Here is a 21,454-nt window from a genome sequence, read left to right as displayed (position 1 = left end):
ACCCGCTCCGAAGGCGGAAGCCGCTCCGGCTCAAAAGGCGTCCGAACCGGCGCCTGCTGTCGCGACACCGGCTCCGGCTGCTGCCCCGGCATCGTCGTCCGGCGCAAAGACCTTCTCGTCTCCACTCGCCCGTCGCCTCGCAAAGGAAGCCGGCCTCGATCTTTCGGCCGTTTCCGGCTCCGGCCCGCACGGCCGTGTCGTCAAGGCCGATATCGAAAAGGCAGTTGCCTCCGGCGGCGCAAAGGCTGCTCCGGCTGCAGCTCAGCAGACTGCCGGCGCACCGGCTCCGGCCATGGCCAAGGGCCCGGCGGACGATACCGTCCTGAAGCTTTTCCCCGAGGGTTCGTACGAGCTTCTGCCGCATGACGGCATGCGCAAGACGATCGCCTCGCGCCTCACCGAGTCGAGCCAGACGGTTCCCTCCTACTTCGTCTCGATGGATTGCGAGCTCGATGCGCTGATGAAACTGCGTGCCGAGATCAACAAGTCTTCGCCGATGAAGAAGACGGACAAGGGCGAGGTTCCCGCCTTCAAGCTGTCGGTCAACGACTTCATCATCAAGGCGATGGCGCTCGCTCTGCGCGATGTCCCAATGGCCAATGCTTCCTGGACCTCGACGGCCCGCGTGCTGCACAAGCATGCCGACGTCGGCGTGGCCGTATCCATCCCGGACGGGCTGATCACCCCGATCGTCCGCAAGGCCGAAACGAAGACGCTGTCCGTCATCTCCAACGAGGTGAAGGATCTTGCGAGACGCGCCCGCGACAAGAAGCTGAAGCCGGAAGAATACCAGGGCGGCACGACATCCGTGTCCAACCTCGGCATGTTCGGCGTCTCCAATTTCACCTCGATCGTCAACCTGCCGCAGGCCTCGATCGTCTCGATCGGCGCAGGCGTCGAGAAGCCGATCGTGAAGAACGGCGAGATCAAGGTGGGCACGGTGATGACCGCAACCTTCGCCTTCGACCACCGCGTCATCGACGGCGCGCTCGGTGCGGAACTCGCGTCCGCCTTCAAGCGCTACATCGAAAACCCGATGGCGATGCTGGTGTAGTCCGGTATTTCCCTCCCCTTGCGGGGAGGGTGTCCGCAAGGGAGGGGTATCGGAGGTGCGTCCATGAAAACCGTTCTCTGCTATGGTGATTCATTGACCTGGGGTACGGATGTCGCAACCGGCGGCCGCCATGCCTTCGAAGATCGCTGGCCGAGCGTGCTGCAGGCAGCGCTCGGTCCCGCGGTCAATGTGGTGGCTGAGGGTCTTGGCGGCCGTACCACCGCCTATGACGACGGGCTTGCCGATTGCGATCGCAACGGTGCGCGGCTGCTGCCGACCGTCCTTCATAGCCATGGTCCGCTCGAGCTGGTGATCATCATGCTCGGCACCAACGACCTGAAGCCGATCATCCACGGCACGGCCATGGGCGCGCGCCAAGGCGTGAAGAAGCTGGTCAGCCTCGTGCGCTTCCACGACTGGGGCCGGGAATGCGACACGCCGGAAATCCTCATCGTGTCGCCGCCGACGCTCTGCGACACCGCAAACCCAATGACCGGAGCGCTGTTTCGGGGAGGCATCGAGCAGTCTTCGATGCTCGCATCGCTCTATCGGGACCTCGCGGACGAACTAGGCTGCGGTTTCTTCGATGCGGGATCGGTGGCGAAAACGACGCCGATCGACGGCGTGCATCTCGATGCAGAAAATACCCGCGCGATCGGACGCGGCCTTGAGCCGATCGTCCGGATGATGCTGGGTCTCTAGAAGAAGATTTCCCGAGGCGGGCCGCCTGGAGCTGGCTCCCCAATGAGAAGGCAGGAAAGCAATGGCTCAATCCTACGACGTCATCGTTATCGGTTCCGGTCCCGGCGGTTATATCGCCGCCATCCGGGCATCCCAGCTCGGGCTGAAGGTCGCCGTCGTCGAACGCGAGCATCTCGCGGGCATCTGCTCCAACTGGGGCTGCATTCCGACCAAGGCGCTGCTGCGCTCGGCCGACGTGATGCACACCGCGACCCACGCCAAGGACTACGGGCTGACGCTGGAAGGCACGATCAAGCCGGACGTCAAGGCGATCGTCGACCGCTCGCGCGGCATCGCCCACCGCATGAACAACGGCGTCGGCTTCCTGTTCAAGAAGAACAAGGTCGACATCATCTGGGGTGAGGCGAAGCTTTCGAAACCCGGCGAGATCGTCGTCTCCAAGACCACCAAGAAGCCGGTCGAGCCGATCGGTCCGATCCCGAAGAACACGCTCGGCGAGGGCACCTATACCGCCAAGCACATCATCATCGCGACAGGCGCCCGCCCGCGCGCGCTGCCGGGCATCGAGCCGGACGGCAAGCTGATCTGGACCTATTTCGAGGCGATGAAGCCGGAAGAGATGCCGAAGTCGCTGCTGGTCATGGGCTCGGGCGCCATCGGCATCGAATTCGCCAGCTTCTATCGCACCATGGGCGTCGAGGTCACCGTCGTCGAGATCATGAGCCAGGTCATGCCCGTCGAGGACGCGGACATCTCGGCTCTTGCCAAGAAGCAGTTCGAGCGCCAGGGCATGAAGATCCTGCTCGAAGCCAAGGTTGCCAAGGTCGTGAAGGGCGCCAACTCGGTCACCGCGACGATCGAGCTCAAGGACGGCAAGACTCAAGAGATCACTGCCGACCGGATGATCTCGGCCGTCGGCGTCCAGGCCAATATCGAAGGCATCGGCCTTGAGGCCGTCGGCGTGAAGACCGACCGCGGCTTCATCGTCATCGACGGTTACGGCAAGACCAACGTGCCCGGCCTCTATGCGATCGGCGACGTCGCCGGTCCGCCGCTGCTCGCCCACAAGGCCGAGCACGAAGCGGTCATCTGCGTCGAAAAGATCGCCGGCCTGCCGAACGTCCATCCGATGGACAAGTTGAAGATTCCCGGCTGCACCTACTGCAACCCGCAGGTCGCCTCCGTCGGCCTGACCGAAGCCAAGGCCAAGGCCGAAGGCCGCGACATCCGCGTCGGCCGCTTCCCGTTCGTCGCCAACGGCAAGGCGATCGCGCTCGGCGAGGACCAGGGCCTCGTCAAGACCATCTTCGACAAAAAGACCGGCGAACTGATCGGCGCCCACATGGTCGGTGCCGAAGTCACCGAACTGATCCAGGGCTTCGTCGTCGCCATGAACCTGGAGACGACGGAAGAGGAACTGATGCACACCATCTTCCCGCATCCGACCATTTCCGAGACGATGAAGGAAAGCGTGCTCGACGCCTACGGCCGGGCGCTGAATGCCTGACGAGATCGCCCTGCCGGGGATTGTTCCACGGCCGGGCGCCGCCCATATGAGTGTCTCTGGAACGGGAGCGTAGCATGCAGGTAGGTTGGATTGCGGCGATCATCATCGGCGGCCTGGCGGGTTGGCTCGCCGGCAAGCTGATGGACGTCCGTTTCGGCATTTTCATGAACATCGTCATCGGCATTGTCGGCGCGGTGCTGGCCAACGGCATCTTCAACAGGTTCAACATCCATGTTGCAGACGGATGGCTGGGTTACCTGGTTGCAGGTTTCATCGGCTCCTGCATTTTGCTATTTCTTGCCAAACTCGTCAGGCGCTGACGAACCCCGCGATACAGGCGGTTGAAAGCAGGTTCTTATGGTCACCATCCTCGACACGATCGCATCCGGCGATGAAAAGCGCGTCCGTCATCCGGAAAAGGCCCACCGACCGGACCAGGAAGTCATGCGCAAGCCCGAATGGATCCGCGTCCGGGCGCCGGTCTCCAAGGGCTACCAAGAAACCCGCGCGATCGTGAAGGAAAACAAGCTGGTGACGGTCTGCGAGGAAGCGGGCTGCCCCAATATCGGCGAGTGCTGGGACAAGAAGCACGCCACCTTCATGATCATGGGCGAGATCTGCACCCGCGCCTGCGCCTTCTGCAATGTCGCGACCGGCAAGCCGAACGCGCTGGATATGGAAGAGCCCGAAAACGTCGCCAAGGCCGTCAAGCAGATGGGCCTGTCCCACGTGGTCATCACCTCCGTCGACCGCGATGACCTGGCCGACGGCGGCGCCGAGCATTTCGAGAAGGTGATCTGGGCGATCCGTGCTGCGTCGCCGGCAACGACGATCGAGATCCTGACGCCAGACTTCCTGAAGAAGCCCGGTGCGCTGGAGCGTGTCGTCGCCGCCAAGCCGGATGTGTTCAACCACAATATGGAAACCGTGCCGGGCAACTATCTGACGGTGCGCCCCGGAGCCCGTTATTTCCACTCCGTCCGGCTGCTGCAGCGGGTGAAGGAGCTGGATCCGACCATGTTCACCAAGTCGGGCATCATGGTGGGGCTCGGCGAGGAGCGCAACGAAGTGCTGCAGCTGATGGACGACCTGCGCACGGCCGACGTCGATTTCCTGACGATCGGCCAGTATCTGCAGCCGACCCGCAAGCACCACAAGGTAGAAAGCTTCGTCACGCCCGAGGAGTTCAAGTCCTACGAGACGGTGGCCTATGCCAAGGGTTTCCTGATGGTGTCTTCGAGCCCGCTGACCCGGTCTTCGCATCACGCCGGGGATGATTTCGCTCGCCTCAGGGCTGCACGCGAGAGGAAAGTCCTGGCCGCCGCCGAGTAGGGCGGCGAGCCGGTCGTAAGCCTTATTCGGCTGCCTGAACCTTTTCGTGCTTGTCCTGGCCGCGTCGGCGTTCGCGCAGCGTGAAACGATGTCCGCGTGCTTCGCTCTTCGCCATTTCAATAAGATAGACCAGCATGGGAAGCTGGTTCATGTCTGCAAGCTGCTTTGCGGATTCGAGCAGCTTTATCATCTGCGAGAAATCGTCCATGGATGCTTCTTTCGGGTGCGCCCGGTCTGCTATCGGTTGATTATGCCATTGTACGCTGGCTTGCGACTCTGGATCACTACAACCGGATGAATCCTACATTACATCTTATCAATCTGAATGCCATCTGACATCGACAAATGACCGATGGTTGAACCCGTCACTCTGACATCCGTGTCAAAGCTCCGTCACAATCGCATTCGGCGACCTCTATAGCGCCGTCTGCCCGACATTGAAATCCTCCTGTCATCATCGGCGTCTACCGCCAGTCACGATGCAGCGAGCCTGATTCACGGGAGATCATCATGGATATGGAATCTGGCGTGAATGCGATCCGTTACGTGGGAATTGCCGAAGCAGCAGACAAGGTCTCCAATGCCGACAGAATTCTGGTCATCGGCTGTTCCGGCGGTGGCAAATCGACGCTGGCCCAGAAGGTCGCCCGTCGTTTCGAGCTCAACTACATCTCGATCGACCGCGATGTGCTCTGGTTGCCGGGCTGGGTGCAGCGGGACAAGCCCGAACAGCACCGCCTCATCGTCGAGCTGGCCGCCGGCGAACGCTGGATCATGGATGGCACCAATACCTCCACGTTCGACATTCGCGTGCCGCGCAGCGATCTGGTCATCTGGGTGCGCATGCCGCGCTGGCTATGCGTCTGGGGAATTCTCAGCCGCTGGATCATGAACAGGGGAGGCACCCGTCCGGAAATGGCGCCCGGTTGTCCGGAGAAGATCGATCTCGATTTCTTCCGCTTCGTCTGGACCTGGGAGAAGGTCTATGGCCCGCGCGTGGCTGCCGGATTGACGGCACACGCGGCCGGCAAGCCGGTTCTGGTGTTGAAATCCCGTCGCGAAATGCGCGATCTTCTTGATCTTATCGGAGCGGGCGCTTAACTCGGGATCATGCCAAAGTTCGAAATCCGCCGTCCCGTGAAGCACAGCGCCGAAAAGATGTACGCGCTCGTAGCTGATGTCGAAAAATATCCGCAATTCCTGCCGCTCTGCGAAGCGCTCACCGTGCGCTCCTCCAAGGAGCGTGACGGCAAGACGCTGCTCGTGGCCGACATGACCGTCGGCTACAAGGCGATCCGCGAGACCTTCACCACCCAGGTCCTGCTCAATCCGGCCGAGCGGATCATCGATGTGAAATATATCGAGGGACCGTTCAAGTATCTCGACAACCGCTGGAGCTTCGAGCCGGCGGCAGCCGGCTCGCCGAATGCAGGCCCAGAGGGGTGCGTCGTGCATTTCTACATCGATTACGAGTTCAAGAGCATGATCCTCGGCGCCCTGATGGGCTCGATGTTCGACCGCGCCTTCCGCATGTTCGCCGAAGCCTTCGAAAAGCGGGCCGACAAGATCTACGCCTGAGCGGCCACCTCGGCCAGCATTTCCAGCGCGGTTCTGACGGTCGCCAGCCTGACCTCGGTGCGGCCGATATCGCCGTAGCGCATTTCCCGATGCTGGACTTTGCCCGAACGGCTTTTCGCCGCCAGATGCACCAGCCCGACGGGTTTTTCCGCCGATCCGCCGCCGGGTCCCGCTATGCCGGTCACCGCAACCGCCACGGCGGCCTTTGAGCGATACAGCGCACCATGCACCATCTGCAGCGCGGTTTCCTCCGACACCGCGCCATGCGTCGCGAGCGCGGCGTCTGTCACCCCGAGCATGTCCATCTTCGCCTGGTTCGTATAGGTGACGAAACCGCGGTCGACGACGGCGGACGAGCCGGAAATCTCCGTCAGCGCCCCGGCGATCAGCCCGCCCGTGCAGGATTCGGCGGTCGCGACCATTTTTCCGCGCGCGCTGAAATCCATGATGATCCGCCTGGCCTGATCCTCGATATCGGCAGGAAACAGGCTCACGCAGCATCTCCGCGATAGACCACGGTCGCCGTGGCGATCGCGGCGATGCCTTCGCGGCGACCGATGAAGCCGATCTTCTCGTTGGTGGTCGCTTTGACCGAGCAACGGTCGAGCGAAATGCCGAGGATCTCGCAGAGGGTTTCGCGCATCGCCTGGCGGTGTGGGGCGATCTTCGGCGCTTCGGCGATCAGCGAGATATCGGCGTTCATGATCGTGCCGCCACGCTCGCGGACGATCTTTGCCGCATGGTCGAGGAAGATCTTCGACGGCGCACCGCGCCACTGCATGTCGGACGGAGGAAAATGGTCGCCGATATCGCCGGCGCCGCAGGTGGCGAGCAGCGCATCGGTCAGCGCATGCAATGCGACATCTGCATCCGAATGGCCGCTGAGCTTCTGGTCGTGGGGAATGAACACGCCGCAGAGCGTCACGCCGTCGCCGGGTTCCAGCTGGTGCACGTCGTAGCCGTTGCCGGTGCGGACATCGGGGAGGGTGGCCGAGGACAGGCTCTGCGAGAGTTTTTCGTCGGCCATGGCGATATCCCGCTTCACGGTGAGTTTGATATTGTCGACCGATCCTTCGACCAGGGTCACCGGCAGGCCGGCCCATTCGGCGATCGAGGCGTCGTCGGTGAAATCCTCGCGGCGCCGTGCTGCCGCTTTCTCGTGGGCGGTGCGGATTTCGGAGAGAAGAAAACTCTGCGGCGTCTGCGCGGCGTAGAGGCCGGAGCGCGGCACGGTCTCGTGCACCAGCCCGTCGGAACCGCTGCGCTTCAGCGTATCGCTGACGGGAATGGCCGGCAGCACGCCGTCCTGCCCCTCGTCGAGCGCCTGCGCCACCCGCTCGAGCACGCCGTGATCGACGAAGGGACGCGCCGCATCGTGGATCATCACATGGGTGGCATCGGTGCCGGAGAGGGCGCGCAGGCCCTCATAGACCGAGCGCTGCCGGGTTTCGCCGCCGAACGTGGTGATCACCCCTGCCGCCCCCTGGACGTCGGCCGTTGCCGCCGCAAACAACGCCTCGTCGTCCGGGTGGATGACGACCACGATCGGGCCGCTTCGACGCCACGTCAGAAATCGTTCGAGCGTATGGGCAATGACCGGTCTGTCGCCGATCCGCCGGTACTGCTTGGGACCGTCCTGCAGAGAGCCTGCTCGTTCCCCGCGGCCTGCGGCGACGATGACGATACCGATTGTCATGGAACCGATTGTCATGGCTTTGTCGTCCTCGACCCGTAACTCGTTTTGGATTGACAGGCGCAGAACTATAGGACCAAAAGCCTGAATTCCAGCATGCCGCTCAAAAATAACGCAGTTCCGGAATTGCTCTTGGCAAACGCCCGAGACATGAATAAAAATAGTGCAACTATCTCATGTGCCCGAAAGATCATCATTTGAGTTTCCAAGATCTTGCTAAGCCTTTTCAGATCGGGCCTGTCGCCATTCGCAATCGCGTCGTCCTGGCGCCGATGTCCGGCGTCACCGATCTGCCGTTCAGGCAGCTTGCCTGGCGTTATGGCGCCGGGCTCGTGGTGACGGAAATGGTTGCCAGCGGTGAGCTCATTCTGAACCGCGGCGAATCATGGGCGCGGCTGAAGGGTGCTGGCATCTCGCCGCATATGGTCCAGCTCGCCGGCCGCGAAGCGAAGCCGATGGCGGAAGCCGCGAAAATCGCTGCCGATAACGGCGCCGATATCATCGACATCAACATGGGGTGTCCGGCCAAGAAGGTGACGGGCGGTTATTCCGGCTCGGCGCTGATGCGCGATCCGGACCACGCCCTGTCCATGATCGAGGCGACGGTCAACGCCGTCAGCGTGCCCGTGACCCTGAAGATGCGGCTCGGCTGGGACGAAAATTCCATCAACGCGCCGGAGATCGCCCGCCGTGCCGAACAGGCCGGCGTCCGGCTGGTGACCATCCACGGCCGCACCCGCATGCAGTTCTACGAGGGCAGGGCGGATTGGGATGCGATCCGCGCGGTGCGCGACGCGATCTCCATTCCGCTGATCGCCAATGGCGACGTCGAATCGCCCGAGGACGCTCAAGCTATCCTGGCGCGCTCAGGCGCCGACGCTGTCATGGTCGGCCGCGGCGCGCAGGGGCGGCCCTGGCATGTCGGCTTGCTCGCCGGTCATGCCGCGCCGTCGCAGGCTGAGATCGCCGGCCTGGTCGTCGAACATTACCAGGCGATGCTGGAACTTTACGGCCGCGAGGCCGGCCTCCGGCATGCGCGAAAACAGCTCGGCTGGTATCTCGACCGCTATGCGGCAGACCTGCCCGCCACAGAAAAGGCCGCCATCATGATTTCGAAAGACCCGGCCGATGTCTCGCGCCGGATGACAGCAGCGCTCGGCGGTCAATCCGTCGCCGCCCAGAAGGAGGCCGCATGAGCAAGTCCCAGGCGCAGGATGCCACGATTGGCAACGCGCTCGCCATGGCGGTCCTCAATTCGGTGCAGAACCCGGTGATCCTGGTCGATGCGGCGGGCAAGGTCGCGTTCGCAAACTGGGAGGCGGAGGCCTTCTTCGGCGCCAGCGCCGCACATCTCGCCAAGAACAGGATCTCCACCTTCATCCCCTTCGGCAGCCCGCTGCTCGCCCTGATCGACCAGGTGCGCGAACGTAAAGCGCCGGTCAACGAGTACCGCGTCGATCTGTCGTCGCCCCGCCTCGGCCAGGACAAGCTGGTCGACCTCTATGTCGCGCCTGTCGTCAGCGAGCCGGGCTCGGTCGTCGTGGTCTTCCAGGAGCGTTCCATGGCGGACAAGATCGACCGCCAGCTCACCCATCGCGCCGCCGCCCGCTCGGTGACGGGTTTGGCCTCGATGCTGGCGCATGAGATCAAGAACCCGCTGTCGGGCATCCGCGGCGCCGCCCAGCTTCTGGAAAGCGTGGTTCCCGACGACGATCGGGCGCTGACCCAGTTGATCTGCGACGAGACCGATCGGATCGTCTCGCTGGTCGATCGCATGGAAGTCTTCTCCGACGAACGTCCGGTCGATCGCATAGCCCTCAACATTCATTCGGTGCTCGATCACGTGAAGGCGGTCGCCAAGGCCGGCTTTGCCCGCAAGATCAAGATTTCCGAAATGTACGATCCGTCGCTGCCGCCGGTCTTTGCCAACCGCGACCAGCTGGTGCAGGTTTTCCTCAACCTCATCAAGAACGCGGCCGAAGCCGTCGGTGACCAGCCGGACGGCGAAATCATGCTGACGACCGCCTATCGCCCGGGCATCAAGCTCTCGGTCGCCGGCACGCGGGACAAGATTTCCCTGCCGCTCGAATTCTGCGTCATCGACAACGGACCCGGCGTTCCGACCGATCTCGTGCCGCATCTCTTCGATCCCTTCATCACCACCAAGACGAACGGCTCCGGCCTGGGCTTGGCCCTGGTCGCCAAGATCATCGGTGGCCATGGCGGCATCGTTGAATGCGACAGCCAGGCTCGCCGGACGATATTCCGTGTTCTGATGCCCATGCACAAGGAAGAGGCCACCGACGGCCGCGCCTTGAACTCCACAGGAAACGTAAAATGACTGCCACGATCCTTGTCGCCGACGACGACGCGGCCATCCGCACCGTTCTGAACCAGGCCTTGACCAGGGCGGGCTACGAAGTGCGCATCACCTCCAATGCCGCCACCTTGTGGCGCTGGATCTCGGCCGGCGAGGGCGATCTCGTCGTCACCGACGTGATCATGCCCGACGAGAACGCCTTCGACCTGCTGCCACGCATCAAGAAGGCGCGGCCCGATCTGCCGGTGCTGGTCATGAGTGCCCAGAACACCTTCATGACCGCCATCAAGGCCTCCGAAAAGGGCGCCTACGATTACCTGCCGAAACCGTTCGACCTGACCGAGCTGATCGCCATCATCGGCCGGGCACTTGCAGAACCGAAGCGCAAGCCCGCCCGCCTCGACGACGACATGCAGGACGGCATGCCGTTGGTCGGCCGCTCCGCCGCCATGCAGGAAATCTACCGCGTCCTCGCGCGGCTGATGCAGACCGACCTGACGCTGATGATCACCGGCGAGTCCGGCACCGGCAAGGAACTCGTCGCCCGCGCGCTCCACGATTACGGCAAGCGCCGCAACGGTCCGTTCGTGGCGATCAACATGGCCGCCATTCCGCGCGACCTGATCGAATCGGAACTCTTCGGGCATGAGAAAGGCGCCTTTACCGGCGCCCAGAACCGCTCCACCGGCCGCTTCGAGCAGGCCGAGGGCGGTACGCTTTTCCTCGACGAGATCGGCGACATGCCGATGGACGCCCAGACGCGTCTTTTGCGCGTCCTGCAACAGGGCGAATACACCACCGTCGGCGGTCGCACGCCGATCCGTACCGACGTGCGCATCGTCGCGGCGACCAACAAGGACCTGAAGCACCTCATCAACCAGGGCCTGTTCCGCGAGGACCTTTATTACCGCTTGAACGTCGTGCCGCTGCGTCTGCCTCCCTTGCGCGACCGCGCCGAGGACATTCCCGATCTCGTTCGCCATTTCATGCAGATGGCCGAAAAGGAGGGGCTCGACGGCAAGCGTTTCGACACCGAGGCGCTGGATCTCATGAAGGCCTATGCCTGGCCGGGCAACGTGCGAGAGCTGGAAAACCTGGTCCGCCGCCTGATGGCGCTATATCCGCAGGAGGTCATGAGCCGCGAGATCATCGAATCGGAGCTGCGCTCGGATGTTCCCGACAGCCCGATCGATAAAATGGGCACGCGCAACGGTTCGCTCACCATCGCGCAAGCCGTCGAAGAAAACATGCGCACCTATTTCGCGAGCTTCGGCGACAACCTGCCGCCGCCAGGCCTCTACGATCGCGTCCTGACGGAGCTGGAGTATCCGCTGATCCTGGCGGCACTGACGGCCACCCGCGGCAACCAGATCAAGGCGGCCGATCTCCTCGGCCTCAATCGCAACACCCTGCGAAAGAAGATCCGGGAACTGGGTGTCTCAGTCTATCGCAGCTCTCGTGGCGCCTGATGCGTTAGTTTGTTCCCAGCTGCTTGACACCTTCCGCTCATCGTTGCATTTTCGCCACATTGCGTTGCTTAAAGGTCACGCAGGGTTTGGTGAATGCTCGACGGAGTGGCGGCCGTCGAGGGGGTAGGCCGGCCCTTTTTCTGGAAAGTGGCTGTCGCTTCGCTCGGTCTGACCGGGTTGAAATGATCTCCCGCGAGGGTTTTGGGGATCGGAGTGGATTCGATGACGGAAGGCGTAACAGCGCCGATGGCCGAAGACGAGCCAGCGGTGTCAGTGCAGGATCGGCGCGCGTCCTTCGCGCTCCCCGGCCTTCTGCTCGCCGGCGGAGCCTTGATCTGTGCGTCGGTGACACTGTTCATCCTGCTCGGCCTGACCCCGATCGCCCCGACCACGAATGTGGTGATCGCGTCGGCTGCGCTGAATTCGCTTTTCATCCTCTGCCTGATGTATCTGATCGGCCGCGAGATCGTCCGGCTGGTAAAGGCGCGCAACCGCGGCCGCGCCGCGGCCCGCCTGCATGTCCGCATCGTCGTGCTCTTCTCGATCGTGGCGATCACCCCGGCGGTTCTGGTGGCGATCTTCGCCAGCCTCACGCTCAATGTCGGCCTCGACCGCTGGTTCTCGCTGCGTACCCAGTCGATCGTGCAGTCCTCCCAGGACGTCGCCCGCGCCTATATGCTCGAGAATGCCAGCTATCTTCAGGGCCAGACGGTGTCGATGTCGAACGACCTCGAGCGCAACCGGCCGATGTTCTATCTCGACCGTACCGGTTTCGTGGAGCTGATGACCCGCCAGGCGCGGGGCCGCGGCATGCTGGGCGCCTTCTTGGTGCGCGAGGACGGCCAGGCGATCGTTCAGGCAGATATCAAGACCGAAAAGCCGCTGCCGGCGATCCCGGCGGATGCGCTGAAGACCGCGGCGGCCGGCCAGCCGACCTTGATCCCGCCTGGTGTCACCAACCTTGTCGGCGCCGTCATCAAGCTCGATGCCATTCCGGGCTCCTATCTCTATACGATCCGCGCCGTTGATCCGAAGGTCATCTCGGCCATGCGGCTGATGGAGGAGAACACCGCCGAATACCAGGCGATGGAGGCCGGCCGCACATCGCTGCAGATCGCCTTTGCGGTGCTCTATCTCGGTTTCGCGCTGATCGTGCTGCTCGCGGCGATCTGGACGGCGATCGCGGTCGCCGACCGCATCGTCCGCCCGATCCGGCTGCTGATCAGCGCCGCCGACAGCGTGGCGACCGGCAATCTCAACGTCGTCGTGCCGGTGCGCGCCGCCGATGGCGACGTCGGCAGCCTGTCGCGTACCTTCAACAAGATGATTTCCGAAATACGCAGCCAGCGCGACGAGATCCTTGAAGCCAAGGACGAGGTCGATGACCGCCGCCGCTTCATCGAGGCGGTGCTGTCCGGCGTCACCGCTGCCGTTATCGGCGTCGAGGAAGACCGCCGTATCACCATCGTCAATCCGTCGGCGGAACATCTCCTCGACCTTCCCGCCGAAAAGCTGATGGGCGAGAAGCTCCAGGATGTCGCCCCCGAGATCGACCACGTCCTCACCGAGGCGCGCAGCAGGGCCCGCGGCGAGTTCCGCAAGCAGGTGAACCTGATGCGCGGCGGCAAGGAGCGGACGCTGTCGGTTCAGGTCACCCGCGAGGAACAGCGCGCCGCGCATGACAGCTATGTGGTGACGCTCGACGATATCACCGACCTCGTGATCGCCCAGCGCTCCACCGCCTGGGCGGATGTCGCCCGCCGCATCGCCCACGAGATCAAGAACCCGCTCACCCCGATCCAGTTGTCCGCCGAGCGCCTCAAGCGTCGCTACGGCAAGCAGATCGCCGAGGACGATCGCGCCGTCTTCGACCAGTGCACCGACACGATCGTGCGCCAGGTCGGCGATATCGGCCGCATGGTCGACGAATTCTCGTCCTTTGCCCGCATGCCGAAACCCGCCAAGGAAGAGGCCGATCTGCGCGATATCCTGCGCGACGCGATCTTCCTGCGCGAGATGGGCACCACCCATGTCGATTTCATCCGCGAGCTCGGCGAGGAGCCGCTGAAGGGCATGTTCGATACGCGCATGCTCGGCCAGGCCTTCGGCAATCTCATCAAGAATGCCGTCGAGGCGATCGAGGCGGTGCCGAGCGATCAGGAACGTGACGGCCGCAAGGTCAAGGTGCGATCGGTCTACGATGCGGAGCGCGACACCTATGTGGTCGACATCATCGACAATGGCAGCGGCCTGCCGACCGAAAACCGGCACCGCATCCTCGAACCCTACATGACCATGCGCGACAAGGGCACGGGACTGGGCCTCGCCATCGTCAAGAAGATCATTGAAGAACACGGCGGGCAGCTCGAATTGCACGATGCTCCCGCCGATTTCGATCATGGCAAAGGCGCCATGATCAGGGTGCTGCTGCCGCATCTGGAGCAGGTGGCGGTGCCGGGAACGGATAATAACAAGGAATTGGCTTATGGCGTCTGATATTCTGGTCGTAGATGACGAGGCGGATATCCGCGATATCGTTTCAGGTATTTTGTCCGATGAGGGCCATGAAACCCGCACGGCACATGACAGCGACAGCGCGCTGGCAGCGATATCCGATCGCGTGCCGCGGCTGATCTTCCTGGATATCTGGATGCAGGGCTCCAGGCTCGACGGCCTGGCGTTGCTCGACGAAGTCAAGAGCCGGCATCCTGAATTGCCTGTCGTGATGATCTCCGGCCACGGCAATGTCGAGACGGCGGTCTCCGCCATCAAGCGCGGCGCCTTCGACTTCATCGAAAAGCCGTTCAAGGCCGACCGTCTGATCCTGATCGCCGAGCGGGCACTCGAAAACTCCAAGCTGAAGCGCGAGGTGACCGAGCTCAAGAAGCGCACCGGGGACGCTGCCGAGCTGGTCGGCACCTCGGTTGCCGTCTCGCAGCTCCGCCAGACGATCGAGAAGGTCGCGCCCACCAACAGCCGCGTGATGATCCTCGGCCCTTCCGGCTCCGGCAAGGAACTGGTGGCGCGGATGATCCACAAGCGCTCGTCCCGCGTCGCCGGTCCGTTCGTGGCGCTGAACGCGGCGACGATCACGCCCGATCGCATGGAGGTCGCTCTGTTCGGCACCGAAGGCGCTCCCGGCCAGGCGCGCAAGATCGGTGCTCTGGAAGAGGCCCATCGCGGCATCCTCTATCTCGACGAAGTCGGCGAAATGCCGCGCGAGACGCAGAACAAGATTCTTCGCGTGCTGGTCGATCAGCAGTTCGAGCGCGTCGGCGGTTCCAAGCGCGTCAAGGTCGATGTCCGCATCATCTCCTCGACCTGCTACAATCTCGAAAGCCTGATCGCCGACGGCTCGTTCCGCGAAGATCTCTACCACCGGCTGGCCGTCGTGCCGGTCAAGGTGCCGGCGCTCGCCGAACGGCGCGAGGACATTCCTTTCCTGGTCGACATGTTCATGCGCCAGATTTCCGAACAGGCCGGTATCCGTCCTCGCAAGATCGGCGAGGACGCCATGGCCGTCCTGCAGGCCCACGACTGGCCGGGCAATATCCGCCAGCTCCGCAACAATATCGAGCGGCTGATGATCCTTGCCCGCTCCGACGGCCCGGATTCGCCGATTTCCGCCGACATGCTGCCAACCGACCTCGGCGACATGTTGCCGAAGGTTTCGGCCAAGGGCGACTACCACATCATGACGCTGCCGCTGCGCGAAGCCCGCGAAATGTTCGAGCGCGACTACCTGATCGCCCAGATCAACCGGTTCGGCGGCAATATTTCGCGCACCGCGGAATTCGTGGGCATGGAACGTTCGGCACTGCACCGCAAGCTCAAGTCGCTCGGTGTGTAGCCGATGCCGGTATGTAACCTATGAAAGTGATCATATGCGGCGCGGGGCAGGTGGGCTACGGCATCGCCGAACGGCTGTCGCAGGAGGACAATGACGTCTCCGTCATCGATACCTCGGCGACCCTGATCGCCGCGATCACCGAGACCCTCGACGTCAAGGGTTATGTCGGCCACGGCGCCCATCCGGACGTGCTGGAAAAGGCGGGCGCCAAAGACGCAGACATGATCATCGCGGTGACGCTCTACGACGAGGTCAACATCGTCGCCTGCGAGGTCGCGCAGGCGCTCTTCTCCGTGCCCACCAAGATCGCCCGCATCCGCGCCCAGAACTATCTGAAGCCGGAATATGCCGATCTGTTCAGCCGCCAGAACATGTCGATCGACGTGACGATCTCGCCGGAGATTGAGGTCGGCAAGATGGTGCTGCGTCGGATATCCTTTCCCGGCGCCACCGATGTCGTCCGCTTCGCCGAGGATCACATCGCCATGGTGGCGATCGAATGCATGGAGGATTGCCCGGTCGTCGCCACACCCCTGCATCAGCTTTCCGACCTCTTCCCCGACCTGATGGCGACGGTAGTCGGCATCTTCAGGAACGGTGTTCTGACCGTTGCCCGCTCCGCCGATGAGCTCGAGGTCGGCGATCTTGCCTATGTCATCTGCCAGCGCGAACACATTCGCCGCACGCTCGGCCTGTTCGGCCACGAGGAGCAGGAGGCACGCCGCATCATCATCGCCGGCGGCGGCAATATTGGCTATTACGTCGCCCGCACCATCGAGGAACACCAGCCGAGGACGCGGCTGAAGATCATCGAGAGCGATCGGGACAAGGCGATGGTGGTTTCCGAGCAGCTGCGCAATACGATCGTGCTGCACGGCTCGGCGCTCGACCAGAATATTCTCACCCAGGCGGATATCCAGGATACCGACCTGATCGTGATGCTGACCAACAACGACCAGATCAACATCCTCGGCGCGGTCATGGCGAAATCGCTCGGTTGCAAGTCGAACCTGGTGCTGATCAACTCCACCTCCTTCCATCAGGTCACCGACGCGCTCGGCATCGATGCGCAGATCAATCCGCGCGCCGTGACGATCTCCCGCGTCCTGCAACATGTCCGCAAGGGCCGCATCCGCTCCGTCTATGCGGTGCAGAATGGTGCTGCCGAGATCATCGAGGCCGAGGCGCTCGAAACCTCGCCGCTGGTCGGCCGGGCTTTCCGCGAGCTCGACCTGCCGGACGGCGTCCGTATCGGCGCCATCTATCGCGGCGAGGCGGTGATCCGCCCGAACGGCGACACCAGGATCAAGGCGCGCGACCGGGTGGTGCTGTTTGCCGCCGCCGAAGCCGTGCGCCATGTGGAGCAGCTTTTCCGCGTTTCCATCCAGTATTTCTAACCAGCATTTGCGACAAGCGCAGGGGATATCGATGTCGAGAATTGCCTATGTGAACGGACAATATGTTCGCCATTCCGAAGCCGCGGTGCATGTGGAGGATCGCGGTTTCCAGTTCGCGGACGGCGTCTACGAGGTCTGCGAAGTGCGTCACGGCATGATCGTCGACTTGACCCGCCACCTGAACCGCCTCGACCGGTCGCTGAGCGAACTCAGGATGGCATCGCCAATGAGCCGCGCAGCGCTCACTTTCGTCATCCGCGAAGTGCTCCGCCGCAACCGGGTCAAGAACGGCATCTTCTACATGCAGGTGACCCGCGGTGCCGCCCGCCGCGACCATTACTTCCCGGCAGACGGCACGCCGCCGACCATCACCATCACCGCCAAGAGCACCGATCCCTCGGCCGCCGCCAAGAAATATGCAAACGGCATCAAGGTCATCACGCTGCCCGAGAACCGCTGGGACCGCGTCGACATCAAGACGGTCGGCCTGCTACCGAACGTGCTCGCCAAGCAGCAGGCGAAGGAAGCCGGTGCCCAGGACGCCATCTTCATCGACCGCAACGGCATCGTCATGGAAGGCGCGTCCTCCAATGTCTGGATCGTCACGCCGGATGGCGAGCTCGTCACCCGCCCGGCCGAACACGGCATCCTGAAGGGAATCACCCGCACGACGCTCATCGACGTCGCAAGGAAGCTCGATCTCAAGGTCGTCGAGCGCGAGTTCAGGACGGAAGAGATGCTGGCCGCCCGCGAGGTGTTTTTCACCTCCGCCACCGGGATCTGCGTACCGATCGTCGAAATCGACGGAAAGCCCGTCGCCAACGGCCATCCGGGCACAGTGTCGTCAAGTATTCGCGACACCTTTTTCGACGTTGCGGAAAAGACGGCGATTTGATAGTCAAACATCGGGGAAGGGAAGCACGGGGCGCTTTCCGGTCGCCTCTTATCAAGCTTGATCATGATCCCGGCTATTGGCCGGCAAAAAAGAAAGAAGCGGCGCTATGGCGGAACGTTCTCAGAACCTGCAGGATTTATTTCTCAATACCGTTCGCAAGCAGAAGATTTCCCTGACGATTTTCCTGATCAACGGGGTCAAGCTGACAGGTGTCGTGACCTCTTTCGACAACTTCTGCGTCCTGCTTCGCCGTGACGGCCATTCTCAGCTCGTGTATAAGCACGCGATCTCGACCATAATGCCGGGCCAGCCCATGCAGATGTTCGAAACCGAAGAGAACGCCGCCTAACAGGACAGAACAGATTTCAAATCGCGATACTTCCAACGAATCCATGGTCCCGGAGGCTGAAAAGCGCCGGGACGACATGCGTGCGCTCGTCATCGTGCCGGTCCTCAAGCAGGCACGGTCAAAGGCCGGGCAGGGCGACTCAAGTCAGGCACCTGCACCGCAGCGCTCTAACGAAGCCCGCCTCGAAGAGGCGATCGGCTTGGCACGAGCGATCGACCTGGAGATCGTCCAGGGCCTGATCGTGCCGATCAGCCAGCCGCGTCCGGGAACGCTGATGGGCAGCGGCAAGATCGAGGAAATCAAGGCGCTGCTCGACGAGCACGACGCCGGCCTCGTCATCGTCGATCATCCGCTGACCCCGGTGCAGCAGCGCAATCTCGAAAAGGAATGGCAGGCCAAGGTCATCGACCGGACGGGCCTGATCCTCGAAATCTTCGGCCGCCGCGCCTCCACCAAGGAAGGCACGCTGCAGGTCGACCTGGCGCATCTGAATTACCAGAAGGGCCGTCTGGTCCGCAGCTGGACCCACCTTGAACGCCAGCGCGGTGGCGCCGGTTTCATGGGCGGCCCCGGCGAAACCCAGATCGAAGCCGACCGCCGGCTGCTGCAGGAGCGCATCGTCAAGCTGGAGCGCGAGCTCGAACAGGTCGTGCGCACCCGCCAGCTGCACCGCGCCAAGCGCCGCAAGGTGCCGCATCCGATCGTGGCCCTGGTCGGTTATACCAATGCCGGGAAGTCGACGCTGTTCAACCGCATCACCGGCGCCGGCGTGCTGGCCGAAGACATGCTGTTTGCGACGCTCGATCCGACGTTGCGCCGCATGAAGCTGCCACATGGCCGCACGGTGATCCTCTCCGACACCGTCGGCTTCATCTCCGACCTGCCGACCCACCTAGTCGCTGCCTTCCGCGCCACGCTGGAAGAGGTGCTGGAAGCCGATCTCGTCCTGCATGTGCGTGACATGTCCGACCCGGACAATGCCGCCCAGGCCGGCGACGTCATGCGCATCCTTGCCGATCTCGGCATCGATGAGAAGGAAGCGGCCGCCCGCATCATCGAGGTCTGGAACAAGATCGACCGCCTCGACCCGGAGGCGCACGAGGCGATCGCCGAACGCGCCGTCGGCCGCGAGAACGTTATGGCGGTCTCGGCGATTTCGGGCGAGGGCGTCGAGCCCCTGATGGACGAGATTTCGAAACGCCTTTCCGGCGTGCTCACCGAAACCTCGATCACCATCCCGCCTGAAAAGCTGGCCATCGTCTCCTGGGTCTACGGCAACGCCGTCGTCGACGGCCGCGAGGACAACGAGGACGGTTCGGTGACCCTGGATGTCCGCATGTCCGAAGCCGAGGCCGCCGAGTTCGAGCGCAAGCTCGGCAACGGTCCAAAAGCGGACAAGGAAGACTGGGAACGATAGCAAGCCCGGTTACGCACCTTGGCACCGGGCGGCAGCGCCATGATGTTGCCCGTTTTTTGCGGTGCAACATCAGCCGACGAGGACGGCCACGATTCCCGCAGTTCTCATTCACGGGCCGGCAACAAGGGTGGCGTAATGATACAGAGTCAGCCGCACGAAGAGACCGGAAAACATCTGGACTATCTCGACGGATGGCGAGGTATTGCGGTCATCTTCGTGATCGTCGGCCATTTCTGGCTGGATGATTTCAAGCCCGGGTTCAGCACGTTCGGTGTAGACCTGTTCTTTGTCTTGTCCGGCCGGTTGATGTCCGAAATCCTGTTCGTCAAGCGGGCAGAATTGCCGACCTTCTTCTTCAGGCGCTTCTCACGCATCTATCCGGCTCTCTTCGCATTCGTGGTCATCACCACGCTTGCTTTCCAGGGTAGCGAGATCTCGCATGGCCCCGTTGCAGCATTGCTGGCCCTGACGTTCACGCTCAACTACGCGATGGTCTATACCCATCCGGTGGCGTTGCTTGATCACCTGTGGTCGCTGTGCGTCGAGGAACATGCCTATATTCTCCTGGCAGGCATCGCCTTCCTGTCCCGCCGCAGACTGTTTCCGGTCGCCGCTCTGGTCATCGCGCTCGGCATTGCCGCCATGTTGAACGGCATCATCCGCGCCGAGCTCGGCGCAAGCGTTCTTTATACCCACTGGCGCAGCGACGTCTCTGTCGCGGGCATATTCATCGCCGGCGGTCTTTGGCTGTTCCTGCGCAACCGCCAGGCTCCTTGGTGGGTCTCGCCGCTGGCGCTGCTGATTGCGGTCGTGGCGAAGGGGATGCCCTTTCAGGTCGTCTCCTTTGGCCTGTCGACCGTCATGCTGGCACTGTCGATCACCACGATCGACAGCGCGGCGCCGGTCTTCCGCAAAATCCTGTCCGCCAAGGTGCTCACCTATGCGGGCATGTGGTCCTTCTCGCTTTATCTGTGGCAGCAGCCTTTCTACAAACTCTATCGCGAGGGAGCGGCTCCAACCCCGTTGTTGCTGCTGGCTGCCGTGCTTGTCGCGCTCGTCAGCTTCTACCTCGTGGAAAAACCCTCCCGAACAGCGCTCAATCGCTTTTTCCAGAACCGCATGGAGAAAGTCGTCACCGCTGGCCGACCGGCATAGAGAGCATCCCCGGAAAACAGTGGCTCAATAGATCCTCGGAACCAGCCTGTATCGCACGCGCTCGCAATAGGCGGCGTAGCCCTGCAATTCGGCCCGCAGATGTCTTTCCTCGTCGATCAGCCGGGCGACCAGCCCGGCGACGATAAACGCCACGAGTACCAGTCCCCAGAGGGAACCGAGCGCAAGCGGGGCGCCTGCGAAAAGAAGGAGGGCGGAACTGTACATCGGATGTCTCACAAGACCGTAGAGACCGTTGGATACAACCCTTTGGCCGGGTTGGACATCCACGGTCGCAGAGGCATAGGAATTCTGCCGGAAGACGGCAAGACAGCCCGCAAACCCGAGGGCGGTCAGGATGTTTCCGATGACGACGAGCCCAACCGGCGTGGACGACCACGAGAAGCGGTAATCCAGAGCGGAGACCATATAGAGCGCCATGATCACCACGCTATTATACGCCTGGATGCGCTTCTGCGCCGGCTGCGTTTCCGAACCCGGCCCGGCACTCAGCCGTTTCTCCGCAAGTTCGGGACTGTGCGTCACCACATACCAGCCGGTCCCGATCGTCCAGGCGGTGAAGTTCGCCAGGTAGAGCCAGGCCTGCCAATAATTCAATGTGCCCGCGCAGGCGAATATCAGGATTGCCAGGAAGGCTATGAAGATTGCGGTGACTTTGGTCGTTCGGACGCCGAGCCGATTGCTGTGCTCCTGCATGTCACTATCCCGATCTGGTGAG

At 62.7% G+C, this 21,454-nt stretch carries 21 protein-coding genes; 17 read left to right on the top strand and 4 right to left on the bottom strand.

Features of this window, described 5'->3' with window-relative positions:
- The 5 genes from MOV63_RS23430 to lipA all read left to right on the top strand — a co-directional run.
- Nucleotides 1–1,054: 2-oxo acid dehydrogenase subunit E2 (locus tag MOV63_RS23430; RefSeq protein WP_247037349.1), on the top strand; the 1,054-nt coding region annotated here is incomplete at its 5' end.
- Between the two features lie 63 nt (nucleotides 1,055–1,117).
- Nucleotides 1,118–1,756: an SGNH/GDSL hydrolase family protein gene (locus tag MOV63_RS23425; RefSeq protein ID WP_038542641.1), complete on the top strand. Its 639-nt coding sequence runs from the start codon at nucleotides 1,118–1,120 to the stop codon at nucleotides 1,754–1,756.
- Nucleotides 1,757–1,817: 61 nt separating this feature from the next.
- Complete coding sequence (gene lpdA, locus MOV63_RS23420; RefSeq protein ID WP_038542643.1) at nucleotides 1,818–3,263, top strand: dihydrolipoyl dehydrogenase; 1,446 nt, start codon at nucleotides 1,818–1,820, stop codon at nucleotides 3,261–3,263.
- Between the two features lie 74 nt (nucleotides 3,264–3,337).
- Nucleotides 3,338–3,583, top strand: coding sequence for a GlsB/YeaQ/YmgE family stress response membrane protein (locus tag MOV63_RS23415; protein ID WP_038542645.1), 246 nt, complete (start codon nucleotides 3,338–3,340; stop codon nucleotides 3,581–3,583).
- Nucleotides 3,584–3,620: 37 nt separating this feature from the next.
- A complete protein-coding gene (gene lipA, locus MOV63_RS23410; RefSeq protein WP_038542647.1) occupies nucleotides 3,621–4,595 on the top strand; it encodes a lipoyl synthase in 975 nt (324 codons plus the stop codon).
- A 22-nt stretch (nucleotides 4,596–4,617) separates the two neighbouring features.
- Here the strand turns inward: lipA and MOV63_RS23405 are convergent, their stop codons facing one another.
- Nucleotides 4,618–4,803 (bottom strand): hypothetical protein, encoded by a 186-nt coding sequence (locus tag MOV63_RS23405; protein ID WP_007758868.1) that lies wholly within the window; start codon nucleotides 4,801–4,803, stop codon nucleotides 4,618–4,620.
- 302 nt (nucleotides 4,804–5,105) lie between these two features.
- Here MOV63_RS23405 and MOV63_RS23400 point away from each other — a divergent pair, with 302 nt between their 5' ends.
- Both MOV63_RS23400 and MOV63_RS23395 read left to right on the top strand, forming a co-directional pair.
- Nucleotides 5,106–5,696, top strand: coding sequence for an AAA family ATPase (locus MOV63_RS23400; RefSeq protein ID WP_405029373.1), 591 nt, complete (start codon nucleotides 5,106–5,108; stop codon nucleotides 5,694–5,696).
- 9 nt (nucleotides 5,697–5,705) lie between these two features.
- Nucleotides 5,706–6,173 carry a type II toxin-antitoxin system RatA family toxin gene (locus MOV63_RS23395; RefSeq protein ID WP_247037347.1) on the top strand — a complete coding sequence of 156 codons (468 nt, stop codon included), beginning with the start codon at nucleotides 5,706–5,708 and terminating at the stop codon, nucleotides 6,171–6,173.
- Here the strand turns inward: MOV63_RS23395 and MOV63_RS23390 are convergent.
- Together MOV63_RS23390 and MOV63_RS23385 are read right to left on the bottom strand one after the other, a co-directional pair.
- Nucleotides 6,164–6,667 carry a CinA family protein gene (locus tag MOV63_RS23390; protein WP_247037345.1) on the bottom strand — a complete coding sequence of 168 codons (504 nt, stop codon included), beginning with the start codon at nucleotides 6,665–6,667 and terminating at the stop codon, nucleotides 6,164–6,166. The genes MOV63_RS23395 and MOV63_RS23390 overlap by 10 nt on opposite strands.
- A complete protein-coding gene (locus tag MOV63_RS23385) occupies nucleotides 6,664–7,884 on the bottom strand; it encodes a bifunctional 2-C-methyl-D-erythritol 4-phosphate cytidylyltransferase/2-C-methyl-D-erythritol 2,4-cyclodiphosphate synthase (RefSeq protein ID WP_247037343.1) in 1,221 nt (406 codons plus the stop codon). Before MOV63_RS23385 ends, MOV63_RS23390 begins: the two co-directional genes overlap by 4 nt.
- A gap of 158 nt (nucleotides 7,885–8,042) precedes the next feature.
- Here MOV63_RS23385 and dusB point away from each other — a divergent pair, with 158 nt between their 5' ends.
- The 10 genes from dusB (at nucleotide 8,043) to MOV63_RS23335 (ending at nucleotide 20,718) form a co-directional block, all read left to right on the top strand.
- On the top strand, nucleotides 8,043–9,062 hold the full coding sequence (gene dusB / locus MOV63_RS23380) for a tRNA dihydrouridine synthase DusB (protein WP_247037341.1): 1,020 nt from the start codon (nucleotides 8,043–8,045) through the stop codon (nucleotides 9,060–9,062).
- Nucleotides 9,059–10,207: a nitrogen regulation protein NR(II) gene (locus MOV63_RS23375; protein ID WP_247037327.1), complete on the top strand. Its 1,149-nt coding sequence runs from the start codon at nucleotides 9,059–9,061 to the stop codon at nucleotides 10,205–10,207. The genes dusB and MOV63_RS23375 overlap by 4 nt, the downstream gene beginning before the upstream one ends.
- Nucleotides 10,204–11,655, top strand: coding sequence for a nitrogen regulation protein NR(I) (ntrC, locus tag MOV63_RS23370; protein ID WP_038542662.1), 1,452 nt, complete (start codon nucleotides 10,204–10,206; stop codon nucleotides 11,653–11,655). Before MOV63_RS23375 ends, ntrC begins: the two co-directional genes overlap by 4 nt.
- Before the next feature lie 222 nt (nucleotides 11,656–11,877).
- Nucleotides 11,878–14,151: a PAS domain-containing sensor histidine kinase gene (locus tag MOV63_RS23365; protein WP_247037325.1), complete on the top strand. Its 2,274-nt coding sequence runs from the start codon at nucleotides 11,878–11,880 to the stop codon at nucleotides 14,149–14,151.
- Nucleotides 14,141–15,505, top strand: a complete 1,365-nt coding sequence (locus MOV63_RS23360) for a sigma-54 dependent transcriptional regulator (RefSeq protein WP_038542664.1) — start codon at nucleotides 14,141–14,143, stop codon at nucleotides 15,503–15,505. The genes MOV63_RS23365 and MOV63_RS23360 overlap by 11 nt, the downstream gene beginning before the upstream one ends.
- Nucleotides 15,506–15,525: 20 nt before the next feature.
- Nucleotides 15,526–16,902 (top strand): Trk system potassium transporter TrkA, encoded by a 1,377-nt coding sequence (gene trkA, locus MOV63_RS23355; RefSeq protein ID WP_247037316.1) that lies wholly within the window; start codon nucleotides 15,526–15,528, stop codon nucleotides 16,900–16,902.
- Between the two features lie 31 nt (nucleotides 16,903–16,933).
- Entirely contained in the window at nucleotides 16,934–17,797 is an 864-nt protein-coding gene (locus MOV63_RS23350; protein WP_038542668.1) for a D-amino-acid transaminase, read from the top strand.
- Nucleotides 17,798–17,903: 106 nt separating this feature from the next.
- Nucleotides 17,904–18,146, top strand: a complete 243-nt coding sequence (gene hfq / locus MOV63_RS23345) for an RNA chaperone Hfq (protein WP_007757453.1) — start codon at nucleotides 17,904–17,906, stop codon at nucleotides 18,144–18,146.
- A 43-nt stretch (nucleotides 18,147–18,189) separates the two neighbouring features.
- Entirely contained in the window at nucleotides 18,190–19,563 is a 1,374-nt protein-coding gene (gene hflX, locus MOV63_RS23340) for a GTPase HflX (RefSeq protein WP_247037314.1), read from the top strand.
- Nucleotides 19,564–19,698: 135 nt separating this feature from the next.
- Nucleotides 19,699–20,718, top strand: a complete 1,020-nt coding sequence (locus tag MOV63_RS23335) for an acyltransferase (RefSeq protein ID WP_247037306.1) — start codon at nucleotides 19,699–19,701, stop codon at nucleotides 20,716–20,718.
- A gap of 24 nt (nucleotides 20,719–20,742) precedes the next feature.
- On the opposite strand, the gene MOV63_RS23330 is transcribed toward MOV63_RS23335, so the two are convergent.
- Entirely contained in the window at nucleotides 20,743–21,432 is a 690-nt protein-coding gene (locus tag MOV63_RS23330; protein ID WP_247037297.1) for an isoprenylcysteine carboxylmethyltransferase family protein, read from the bottom strand.
- Nucleotides 21,433–21,454 lie beyond the last annotated feature (22 nt).

Origin of the sequence: Neorhizobium sp. SHOUNA12A (assembly GCF_023006505.1) — a bacterium.
Lineage (GTDB): Bacteria > Pseudomonadota > Alphaproteobacteria > Rhizobiales > Rhizobiaceae > Neorhizobium.
Note: the sequence above shows the minus strand (reverse complement) of the source record. Positions and strands in the feature narration are given on the sequence as shown.